Below are 12,386 nucleotides of genomic sequence, written 5' to 3'. Positions count from 1 at the left end.
TACTCGTAAAAAATAAAAGGCACAATAACAGATAAAAGGCGGAGTTCCCGCCTTTTTTATAGATAACAACTTTCGCTAAATAGCTTACTAAACTTATTCTTTATCGCGTTTAGCCGCTCGTTTAGCTTTTAATTTTGCTTCAATCTTTTTGGTTTGTGATGAAGTCTTTTTGCGCTTACTGCTCGCTTTATCTTTAGCAACTTGGTCTTTTACTGCTTGATCTTTACCAACTGCTTTATCTTTACCAGCTGTTTTTCCTCTACCGGTAGCTTTTCCTTTATTGCCTGACGCACCTTTTTTAAATGCGCTATCAGGTTCAAAGTTTTTATCTTTGCTTGTATCACGGCGGCGTGACTTGCTACTGCTGGCATTTTTCTTGTCTTTATCCCCTTTTAACGCACGAGTTCGTGCCGTTTTTCCAGGGTTACGTGCTGTACGAGTTGTTGAAATTAACGAGAAGTCGATAGTACGTTCATCCATACTTACCGCTTCAACTTTCACTTCAACTTCATCGCCAAGACGATAGACTTGACCTGATGATTCACCAATTAAACGCTGACCAACATTATCATATTGATAATAATCATTATTTAATGTTGATACATGCACCAGGCCATCAATAAACAGATCGTTTAGTCGAACAAAGAAACCAAATCCCGTTACGCTGGTGATAATACCTGTAAATTGCTGGCCAATTTGATCCAACATAAAGTCGCATTTCAGCCAATCCGCTACATCACGAGTCGCTTCATCAGCACGACGTTCCGTCAATGAACAGTGCTCACCTAGCTGTAACATGGTATCCATATCACTATGGTAGCCACCTGTTGGTGTCCAACGTTGTGACCCATGCCCTTCTTGTTTTGCAATTTGATATTTAATTGCACGGTGTAACGCTAAATCAGGGTAACGACGAATTGGCGAGGTAAAGTGTGCATAAGATTTTAGTGCCAAGCCAAAATGACCACGATTTTCAGGATCATAAATGGCTTGTTTCATCGAACGTAAAATCATGGTTTGTAGCATTTCATGATCAGGACGCTCTTCCACTTCTTTCATAACACGAGCGTAATCAGCGGGTTCTGGCGTTAAACCACCAGGTAATGTTAAGCCTAGCTCGCTAAAGACAGAGCGTAGATTCATTACACTCTCTTCTTTTGGCTTATCATGAATACGATAAAGCGCAGGCTCTTCATTTTTCTCAACAAAACGCGCAGCCGCAATATTAGCGAGGATCATGCATTCTTCAATTAATTTATGTGCATCATTACGAACAACAGGCTCAATACGTTCAATACGACGTTCAGCATTGAAGATAAATTTCGCTTCTTCAGACTCAAAGCCTATCGCACCACGCTGTTGGCGTGCGATATCTAATGCCTGATATAACTCATACAGATGCTCAATATCTTGTACGATAGGTTTATAATGTTCACGTAACTCTTCATCACCTTGAAGGATTTTCCACACTTTGGTGTAGGTCATCCGAGCATGAGAGCTCATTACCGCTTCATAGAATTTATAAGAAGATAAACGCCCTTGCTCAGAAATCGTCATCTCACAAACCATACAGAGACGGTCAACTTGTGGATTAAGTGAACACAGACCGTTAGAAAGAACTTCTGGCAGCATCGGGACGACTTGAGAAGGGAAATAAACAGAGTTTCCTCGGCTACGCGCTTCAGTATCTAACGCCGTTTGCGGGCGAACATAATAGCTCACATCTGCAATGGCAACCCATAAACGCCAGCCGCCGCCTTTTTTGCGTTCACAATAAACCGCATCATCGAAATCGCGGGCATCTTCACCATCAATAGTAATTAATGGCAACTTACGTAAATCGACACGACCTTCTTTGGCTGATTCAGGTACTTCTTCTTTTAAATCAGCAATTTCTTTTGTTACGTGTGCTGGCCAAGTATATGGTATTTCATGGGTACGCAGGGCAATTTCTACCGCAATACCCGTTCCCATTGTTTCGCCTAAAATTTCAACGATACGCCCCACGGCCTGAGTGCGACGAGTGGGTCTTGTTGTGACTTCAACAACGACCACATTACCCATGCGCGCACCCATGATATCTTCTTTAGGGATAAGAATATCAAAGCTTAAACGACTATCATCAGGCACAACAAATCCCATACCTGACTCAATAAAATATCGACCTACAATTTGGTTGTTTCTTGGCTCAATAACACGAACTACACGACCTTCACGACGGCCTTTTCTATCCATCCCCAAAGGCTGGGCAAGAATAACATCACCGTGCATGGTTTTTTTCATTTCATCTTGTGAAAGATAAAGATCATCTTTTTGACCTTCGGCACGTAAAAAACCATATCCATCACGATGACCAATTACTTTGCCTTTCCAAAGATCAAGGCGCTCTGGTAAGGCGTAACATTGACGTCGAGTAAAGACTAACTGGCCATCACGCTCCATTGCTCTAAGACGACGACGTAAGGCTTCAAGATCTTCTTCGCCTGAAAGTTTCAACGCCTGAGCCAAGTCATCACGACTCATTGGCGCAGTACGTTTCTTCATTTCTTCTAAAATATATTCGCGACTTGCAATTGGAGAGGCGTATTTTTCTGCTTCTCTATCCTGAAAAGGATCTTTTGACATCATGACCTCCGAGCTATCAGAATCGATGAAATAGTTGACTCAAACATCTTCTAATAACAATTTATATAGTGGGCTGTTATTTTCAACTAACTCAGCCAATGTGTGACGATCCAACTCTTTCAAAAATTGTTCAATTGCCTGATTTAATACCAATTTTAATCGACAAGCAGGGGTGATATGGCAAAACTCAGCACTACAGTTAACTAATGAAAGAGGCTCTAAAGCACGAACAACATCACCAACAATAATTTGCGATGCAGGTTTCCCTAAACGGATCCCACCATTTTTTCCGCGTATCGCATCGACAAAACCAAGATGACTCAGTTGATTGATAATTTTGACCATATGATTACGTGAGACACCATAGACCTGCGTCACTTCAGTGATGCTTGTCATTTTGCCTTCAGGCAATGAAGCCATATATATCAATGCCCTCAATCCATAATCTGTAAAACTGGTTAATTGCACAATGACCTCTGAAAAGTAGGTTTCCCTATTAAATATATTAAGGGATAAATAATTAATAATGAGAATATCATTTTATTAAGCAATATTATGTTTAATGTTTGGGCATTTAGCAAAGATATACTCAAAAGTGAGCAATTCCTCACTCTCACGAAGTTATTAATAAAATAATAGCGATATCACAGACAAAGAAAAAGCGATACTGCCGTTTTTTCAACAGATCGCTTCTCTTTATGGCTTATCAAACAATAATAACGTTGTATTTTTATCTTTTGCCAAAGGCAATAAAACAGAACCGAGTGTAAACCATTTTATTGCACCTATTATTGGCATTTTTTGAACAAACTACTGACTAACAGATATGAAAAAATCGCCCCTGTCATTTTCAGGGACGATTTTCGCATCAAACCATTAATACAAATTATGCATCAAATGGATGACGGAGAATAATTGTTTCTGAACGATCTGGGCCTGTAGAAACGATATCAACAGGTACACCGGTTAACTCTTCAACACGTTTGATGTAGTTCAATGCTGCTTGTGGTAACAGTGCTCTATCTTTCACACCGAAGGTCACTTCGTTCCAACCAGGCATTGATTCATAGATAGGCTCGATACCTTCCCAATCATCAGCGGCTAAAGGTGTTGTTTCAATCACTTCACCATTCGGTAAACGGTAACCTACACACACTTTCACTTCTTTCAGACCATCTAAAACATCAAGTTTGGTCATGCAAAAGCCAGATAGTGAGTTGATTTGAACAGCGCGACGGATAGCAATAATATCTAACCAACCAGTACGACGGCTACGGCCTGTAGTAGCACCAAATTCTTGGCCTTTTTCACGTAGAAAATCACCCGTTTCGTCGAATAATTCAGTTGGGAATGGACCCGCACCAACACGTGTAGAATAAGCTTTGATGATACCCAAAACATAACCAACGTAACGAGGACCTAAGCCAGAACCTGTCGCAACACCACCTGCTGTTGTGTTAGAAGAGGTTACATATGGATAAGTACCGTGGTCGATATCTAATAAAGTGCCTTGTGCACCTTCAAACATCACCAGCTCATTATTTTGAGTTGCTTTATAAAGTAAATCAGAAACATCAACAACCATACCGGTCAGGATATCTGCTATCGCCATGATATCGTCTAAGGTTTTTTGGTAGTCTACAGGCTCAACTTTGTAGTAGTTCACCAACTGGAAGTTATGGTATTCAATAATTTCTTTCAGTTTTTGTGCGAATGCTTTTTTATCGAATAGATCGCCAACGCGCAATCCACGACGAGCAACTTTATCTTCGTAAGCAGGACCAATACCACGACCTGTTGTACCGATAGCTTTCTCGCCACGTGCTTTTTCACGCGCGTTATCTAATGCGATGTGATAAGGAAGAATTAACGGACAGGCTTCAGACAGAAGTAAACGCTCGCGAACAGGAATACCACGCGCTTCAAGCTGAGTCATTTCCTTCATCAGGGCTTCTGGCGATAAAACGACACCGTTTGCTATGATACTAATCACATTTTCACGGAGAATGCCTGATGGGATTAAATGGAGAACGGTTTTTTCACCGTCTATGACTAGAGTGTGACCTGCGTTATGGCCACCTTGATAGCGAACAACATATTTAGCGCGTTCTGTTAGCAAGTCAACAATCTTGCCCTTGCCTTCGTCACCCCACTGGGTGCCCAATACGACAACGTTATTACTCATTTCAAAATACACTCGGTTGCTTAAAAAAGGATTCTACCATCTCAGTTCAAGAGTTACAGTAGATTTTATCTAATTATGCCATCACCGCTTTTAAGCAATAGAAAATCTTGCCATAGTCAATATTTTCGCCCTAAAAACCCACAATATAAGCTAGTTGTGATTTTTATCGACAGTTCTGAATGTAAAACCAGAAAGCAGAGTGGCATAAAAGTGAAAATGGCTCAGAAGACGCCTCGGAATAGTCGAAGGATTATCTTGAAATGCAATTTTCGCTTTATACTATCTCAGCTAAAGACAATTTGGAAATCATTGTGAGTAATTTTTCAGCTTAATCGTCATATTTGGATTTTTTTCACCTATTTTTATGCAATATCCCCATGATAATAAACTAAAAAAAATCCCCTGTTTTTTATCACAGAGGATTTTATTATTTTTTGTAGCTTAAAATAACGACGACTTAATCGTCAATCATCGCTCTCGCTTTAGTTGGTGCTTTCATATAGCGTAAGAAATCGCTATCTGGGCTTAACACCATGACGTCATTGCCGTCTTTATTAAAGCTATTTTCGTAAGCACGTAAGCTACGAATGAATGCATAGAAATCAGGATCTTGGTTGAACGCATCAGCAAACAATTTAGTTGCTTGTGCATCACCTTCACCACGAAGACGCAGAGATTCACGCTCAGATTCAGCTAAGGTTTCAGTTACTGTTTTATCCGCTGCTGCGCGGATCTTCACAGCTTGTTCTTGACCTTGTGAACGGTGACGACGAGCTACAGCTTCACGTTCTGCACGCATACGTTGATAAATTGCTTCAGATACTTCCATTGGCAGGTTGATTTGCTTGATACGAACATCAATCACTTCAATCCCTAATGCCGCCATACTATTCATATTGATAGCTGGAGCTTGCCCTTTAGTTTCTTCTGCTACTTTTTTCGCAGCAATGGCAATTGCATCATCTGCAGCGCTTGTATCACGAGATGGTGTACCTTCATTCAGTGCATTACGCACATCAATGGTTAAACGACCACGTGAGTCAGTAATAATTTGGTTGACACTCATACGACCAATTTCAGAACGTAAACGGTCACTGAATTTACGACGAAGCAATGTTTCGGCTTGCGTTGTATTACCACCACCTGTCGCCAGATAGTAAGTACTGAAATCACTGATACGCCATTTCAAGTAAGAATCAACCAATAAGTCTTTATTCTCACCTGATAAGAAACGGTCTTGCTGAATATTCATTGTTTGAATACGTGCATCGAGTTTCTTAACATTCTCAATAAATGGTATTTTGAAGTGAAGACCTGGTTCGTACACAACCGGTTTATTTTCACCATCACGAACAACTTTTGCGAAGCGTAAAATAATGCCACGCTCATATTGTTGAACGACAAATACTGAAGAGTACAGTAACGCTAAAATAATAACTGCAACAACAGCGATAACTTTACGCATGATTATTGTCCTCCTTGATTAGAGCTATAAGGCTGACCATAACCGCCATAATTATTATTGTTGCTATTATTACCATACCCACCATTACCATAACCGGTTGCAGGTTTTTGAGCAGGTGCCGTGTTTGAATTCGGCGTTGGTGCTGGCATACGAGCAGGCGCTTCCATCGTACTATTTGACGATGTTGACGACTGTGGCTGCTGGCGTAACATCTGCTCTAAAGGTAGTACTAACATACTGTTACCTTTATCATTAGCAATAACTTTACGGGTTTTCGAAAGCACTTTTTCCATGGTTTCAATGTAAAGACGCTCACGAGTAATCTCCGGTGCAGCACGATACTCAGGTAAGATTTTGGCGAAACTCGCCACCTCACCTTCTGCTCTCATTACCACACTGGTTTTATAAGCAGTTGCTTCTTCAATCATGCGCTGTGCGTTACCTTTAGCTAAAGGTAAAACTTCGTTCTTGTAAGCCTCAGCTTGACGAATGGTTTTTTGCTCTTCCTCACGGGCGGCAATTACATCATCAAATGCAGCTTTTACAGCTTCTGGTGGGCGAGCAACTTGGAAGTTGACGTCCACAATAGAGATACCCATGTTATACGGTCGGATAGTCTCTTCTAATTCTTGACGCGTTTGGTCACGAATTTCTGAACGATTAGAAGTCAGAATTTTTTCCATTTCTGAACGACCAATAACACCACGAACAGCACTGTCAGTCGCCTGACCTAAACTGTTAATTGGTGTTGTTAGGTTAAACAGAAATGTTTCTGGATCTGAGACAACATACTGCACGTTTATCTCAACTTGAACCATGTTTTCATCCGACGTCAACATCATGCCACCCGTGGTTAAATCACGAATAGTTTTCACGTTGACAGGCTGAACTTCATCAACAAAAGTCGGTTTCCAGTTCAAACCAGGTTCGACGATTTGATAAAATTTACCAAAACGAGTGACAACACCTTGCTCAGCTTCTTTAATGGTATAAAAACCACTGGCAGCCCAAACAACGATAACCGCACCTAATGCGAGAGAAACCAGCAGATTTCCAGCATTACTACGAGGCCCGCCATTTTGTCCTGAAGAGGAATTACCCCCTTTTTTACCGCCGAAACCGCCAAGCTTTTCACTCAGTTTACGGAACATATCATCGAGATCTGATGCCCCGCGATTCCGACCTCCTTGATTGCCGTTGGAGTTACCATCGCCGTTATTATTACCGCCGTTCCGGTTACCCCACGGGTCGCGGTCTTGTCCGTTGTTACCGGGCTGATTCCACGCCATGTTCTAGCTCCATTATTATGATTAGATTTATCAGGCTTAAGAGCCGATTTCGTCGCCAGCTCTCAGTTTATGTTCTTTATTATGGCCGTTATCAGACCACGTAATCCAATAAATTTGGTTCCTGCTTGCAAAGGCGGAGCCAGTCTACCATAGGCATACGTATGATAAGTCCGACTTTACCGTCTTTTTCAATCCACTCTCGCTCTATTGATTGTGATTGATAAAAACGGCTACGTAAGCGCCCTGCGTCTCCATCTTCTGGCGGTAAACGTAATTCAACGTGTGCGATCTCACCTGAAAGACGCTCTGTCAACGCTTGGTATAACAGAGGAATACCTTCACCTGTTTGTGCAGAAACCCAAACCCTAACAGGTAGATTATCTTCATTTCGATCAATTCTTGGAGTGAAGTCTTCAAGAAGATCAACTTTGTTCATAACATGCAGTGTCGGTATTTCTTGAGCATCAATCTCTTCTAATACACTTTCTACTGCATGAATATTATCTTCAAAACGGCTATCCGCTGCATCAATAACATGAAGAAGTAAGGTCGCTTCTCGTGTTTCTTGCAATGTCGCTTTAAACGCTGCAACAAGATCATGAGGCAAATGTCGGATAAAACCAACAGTATCCGCTAAAACAACTGTACCCACATCATCAACTTTAATACGCCTTAATGTTGGATCTAGCGTTGCGAATAACTGATCCGCAGCATACACATCTGAACAGGTAAGGTAGTTAAATAAACTCGATTTTCCTGCGTTTGTGTAGCCAACGAGAGATAATGTTGGAATATCAGCTTTACTTCGCGCTTGTCGTCCTTGTTCACGCTGACGTTCAACTTTACCCAGTCGCATAAGTATTTGACTAATTTTACCTCTGAGTAAGCGTCGGTCTGTTTCTAGCTGAGTCTCACCTGGGCCACGCAATCCAATCCCCCCTTTTTGTCTTTCTAGGTGTGTCCACCCTCGGACTAAACGAGTTGATAAATGGCGTAACTGAGCGAGTTCAACCTGTAGTTTACCTTCATGTGTTCTTGCTCGTTGAGCAAAAATATCAAGGATAACCCCCGTGCGATCTACCACACGGCATTCACAAAGTCTTTCCAGATTTCGTTCTTGTGCAGGTGTGAGTGCATGGTTAAAAAGCACAACATCAGCACCACTTGCTTTTACAGCCTCAGCAATCTCCTCAGCTTTTCCTTCACCCACATAATATTTAGGGTGAGGTGCCTTACGATTCCCTGTAATAATTTGAACTGGTTTTACACCCGCAGATGTCACCAGTGATTCAAACTCTTGCAAATCATCAACGTCTTTTTCCTGAGAAAAAAAGACGTGCACTAAAACGGCTAACTCGCCACCTTCATAACGATCAAACAAAGGCGAAACCTCTTGGACTTTATAAAGACAGGAAAAAACATAGGTAAAGTCTCCCTACCTATGTTTTTATTATTTAAAGAATAATAAGTAATAATTATTCTGCAACATCATCCTGCTGAGTCGTGCTACCGCCATTATAGCCAGTACCTGTTTGGTTCGTGCCTGTGTTGCTATGATGAGAAACAGGACGAGAAGGTACCACGGTAGAGATAGCATGTTTATATACCATCTGACTTACTGTGTTTTTCAGCAAAATAACAAATTGGTCAAAAGATTCGATCTGACCTTGCAATTTAATGCCGTTTACCAAATAGATAGAAACGGGAACCCTTTCACGACGTAATGCGTTCAAGAAAGGATCTTGCAAAGATTGCCCCTTAGCCATTCTATGTTTTCCTTATTTTGTTGTTTTATACTAGAACCCAATTGGTCCGAAAAATGAACTACTCAAAAATTGCGCTTTGGCAACTATCAATTTTACACAAACCTACCATCTATGCACTAATAACCTGCAAAACAGTATTAAGAGAAAGGTCAGGATCTTCACTATCAAGCCAATGAATATCTTTCCAACCTCTTAACCAAGTGATTTGTCGCTTTGCTAATTGCCGGGTAGCGCAGATCCCTCGATAAACCATCTCATCATAATCGATTTCACCAGATAAATATGACCACATCTGGCGATAGCCGACACAACGTACAGAAGGTAAATCTTCATGCAGATCACCCCGCTCATATAATGTTTTTACTTCATCTTCAAATCCACAAGTCAGCATTTGCTTAAAACGAGTTTCAATACGTTGATGAAGTACATTTCTGTCTTTCGGAGCTATCGCAAACTGATAAACCGTATAAGGCAATGATTCACCGGATATTTTTGTTAATTCTGTCATTGTTTTACCTGATATCAGGTAAACTTCAAGCGCACGCGATAATCGTTGAGGATCATTAGGATGGATCCGCTGTGCAGCGACAGGGTCAACCAAAGATAACTCTCTATGAATCGCTTCCCAACCCTGTTTCATTGCTTTTTTTTCTATTTCAGCACGAATTTCAGGGTCTGCGCTGGGTAAAGGTGATAAGCCTTCAAGTAACGCTTTAAAATATAGCATAGTCCCGCCCACTAATAGTGGAATTCTCCCAGCAGAACTAATTTCATCCATTGCTTTTAATGCATCACGACGAAAATCAGCGGCTGAATAGGGTAATGCAGGATCTAAAATATCAATCAATCGATGTGGTGCAAGCGATTGCTCTTTCTCATCTGGCTTTGCCGTTCCAATATCCATACCACGATAAATCAGAGCAGAATCAACACTAATAATATCAACAGGTAATTTTTGTCTTAGCGCAATCGCCAGTGCAGTTTTACCAGAGGCAGTAGGCCCCATTAGGAAAATAGCTTTAGGTTTTTTTTGCGTGTTTACTTCGCTCATTATTTAGTGCCGCTACCACAGGTTGTAATTCTATTAATTGTAATAAGTTTTCTGGTGGCTGTCTGACATATTGAGGGCAAAGCCTTTCAATATCAGCCAATAATCCAACTGCTTGAGCTTGTGACCACGGAGCCGACTCATAGATTATTTGTTTAGCAAACCAATGTCCGAGTTGCTGTTTTGTGCATGACTTTTCAGAGGAAAGATAAGTCAGCAATGTTGTCAGCAATACTGGTAAATTTTGCTTACGCAACGGCAACGATACGGCATGTATTGTCGCTTTACCGTGGGATACCTCGATAATAATCCCAAAATCACTAATTAATGCCTGAAACTGATTAAAGGTATTTATTTCTTCTTTATTCAACACCACTTTTAATGGAACCAATAGTGGCTGAGGTTTCAATGTTTCATTTTCAGGCAATAACTGAGCACATTTTAACAGAAAATCAGCTTCTTCCAACGCTAATAGCCCAAGACCTTGAGAAGATTCAATTAACGCATATTTCTGTTGATAAATTGCCAATACTCGCCCAAAAGTATAATCATTTTGCTGTTCAGATACATTGGCAGAACGAGGCACGACAGAAACACGATTTTCTATATCACTAGTAGTATGAACGCTTTCACCTAAATTCAATGGGGTACGCTCAGGAAATAGCGGTATTTTTTCTGTTTTTTCAACCGAACTAGCACTTTCTTGCATCATTTTTTGATAAAGCATGCCCTGAGTTCGCTGGTAGCTATCACCAAATTGGCGATTACCACCACCTGAAGGCATCGATTTAGCCGTGTTTTCTCTCTCTTTACTCTGTTTTGGCTCATCTAACGATGATAAAACATTTGATGAAGTGTGATTATTACTTTGATGATCAACCGTGGTTTGGTAAGGCTGAGAAAATACATTTTCTCCTGCTACTTGGCGATTTTCAGGAAAACTAGGCGGCGTAATGAGCTCAACATCATCATAAGTTGAAAGAGATAAACTATCTTGCGTTGCTTGGCTTAAAACACTCAGTACACCTTGATAGATAAAATCATGCACTAATCGTGATTCATGAAAACGTACTTCGTGTTTTGCAGGATGTACATTCACATCAACTTGATGAGGATCAACCGTTAAATAAAGTACATATGAAGGTTGTTGTTCTCCTTGCAAATAGCCTTCATAAGCTTGGCGAATAGCGTGATTAATTAGCCTATCGCGCATCATTCTGCCATTAACATAACAATACTGAATGTCACTACTGTGTGTAGGTGAAGATGGGTGTTCAATCCAGCCTTTTATTGCTAAATCGCCGTGTTCCCATGACAACTGCATAGATTGCTCAACAAAATTATTACCACAAATAGCACTTAAGCGGCGGGTATACTGATGCTCTTCTTTTGCTGCCCGATATTGACGCATACGTTTACCGTTATGCGTTAAACTTATCGAAACATCAAAACGCGATAACGCGATACGTCGTACTACTTCATCAATATGACCAAATTCTGTTTTTTCAGTGCGCAAAAACTTACGCCTTGCAGGGGTATTATAAAATAAGTCGAGTACCTCGACGGTACTTCCCACTGGATGCGCAGCCGGTTTAACCGTCACTGCCATGTCGCGTCCTTCAGCATATGCCTGCCAAGCTTCTTCTTGAGAAGCTGTGCGTGAAGTCAACGTAAGACGAGAAACAGAGCTAATACTGGCTAATGCCTCACCACGAAATCCCATACTAATGATGGCCTCAAGATCATCAAGGCTTGATATTTTGCTTGTTGCGTGGCGAGCAAGCGCTAACTTCAAGTCGGCTTGATTAATTCCGCATCCATTATCACGAATACGAATAAGCTTAGCGCCGCCTTTATCGATATCAATATCAATCGTTGTTGCACCGGCATCTAGGCTATTTTCCAGCAACTCTTTAACGACAGATGCGGGTCTTTCAACAACCTCCCCAGCAGCTATCTGATTCGCTAACTGAGGAGGCAATAAATTTATTGCCATCACCTTGATTCC

At 41.1% G+C, this 12,386-nt stretch carries 9 protein-coding genes; all 9 read right to left on the bottom strand.

Annotation, left to right across the window (positions count from 1 at the left end; translation table 11 throughout):
- Positions 1 to 93: 93 nt before the first annotated feature.
- The gene (gene rnr, locus M997_RS02850; RefSeq protein WP_064718596.1) at positions 94 to 2,625 is read right to left on the bottom strand and encodes a ribonuclease R; all 2,532 of its coding nucleotides are present in this window, start codon (positions 2,623 to 2,625) and stop codon (positions 94 to 96) included.
- A 39-nt stretch (positions 2,626 to 2,664) separates the two neighbouring features.
- The gene (nsrR, locus tag M997_RS02845) at positions 2,665 to 3,093 is read right to left on the bottom strand and encodes a nitric oxide-sensing transcriptional repressor NsrR (RefSeq protein WP_064718595.1); all 429 of its coding nucleotides are present in this window, start codon (positions 3,091 to 3,093) and stop codon (positions 2,665 to 2,667) included.
- A gap of 418 nt (positions 3,094 to 3,511) precedes the next feature.
- On the bottom strand, positions 3,512 to 4,810 hold the full coding sequence (locus M997_RS02840; protein WP_064718750.1) for an adenylosuccinate synthase: 1,299 nt from the start codon (positions 4,808 to 4,810) through the stop codon (positions 3,512 to 3,514).
- A gap of 457 nt (positions 4,811 to 5,267) precedes the next feature.
- Positions 5,268 to 6,275, bottom strand: coding sequence for a protease modulator HflC (gene hflC, locus M997_RS02835; protein ID WP_064718594.1), 1,008 nt, complete (start codon positions 6,273 to 6,275; stop codon positions 5,268 to 5,270).
- Between the two features lie 2 nt (positions 6,276 to 6,277).
- Positions 6,278 to 7,564 (bottom strand): FtsH protease activity modulator HflK, encoded by a 1,287-nt coding sequence (gene hflK, locus M997_RS02830; protein ID WP_064718593.1) that lies wholly within the window; start codon positions 7,562 to 7,564, stop codon positions 6,278 to 6,280.
- A gap of 91 nt (positions 7,565 to 7,655) precedes the next feature.
- A complete protein-coding gene (hflX, locus tag M997_RS02825) occupies positions 7,656 to 8,945 on the bottom strand; it encodes a ribosome rescue GTPase HflX (protein WP_064718592.1) in 1,290 nt (429 codons plus the stop codon).
- Between the two features lie 94 nt (positions 8,946 to 9,039).
- On the bottom strand, positions 9,040 to 9,330 hold the full coding sequence (gene hfq / locus M997_RS02820; protein ID WP_064718591.1) for an RNA chaperone Hfq: 291 nt from the start codon (positions 9,328 to 9,330) through the stop codon (positions 9,040 to 9,042).
- Between the two features lie 109 nt (positions 9,331 to 9,439).
- A complete protein-coding gene (gene miaA, locus M997_RS02815) occupies positions 9,440 to 10,381 on the bottom strand; it encodes a tRNA (adenosine(37)-N6)-dimethylallyltransferase MiaA (protein WP_064718590.1) in 942 nt (313 codons plus the stop codon).
- The gene (gene mutL, locus M997_RS02810; protein ID WP_064718589.1) at positions 10,350 to 12,374 is read right to left on the bottom strand and encodes a DNA mismatch repair endonuclease MutL; all 2,025 of its coding nucleotides are present in this window, start codon (positions 12,372 to 12,374) and stop codon (positions 10,350 to 10,352) included. The genes miaA and mutL overlap by 32 nt, the downstream gene beginning before the upstream one ends.
- Positions 12,375 to 12,386: the final 12 nt, after the last annotated feature.

Origin of the sequence: Proteus hauseri ATCC 700826, from assembly GCF_001654965.1 — a bacterium.
Classification (GTDB): domain Bacteria; phylum Pseudomonadota; class Gammaproteobacteria; order Enterobacterales; family Enterobacteriaceae; genus Proteus; species Proteus hauseri.
This window is presented reverse-complemented; position numbering and strand designations above follow the sequence as displayed.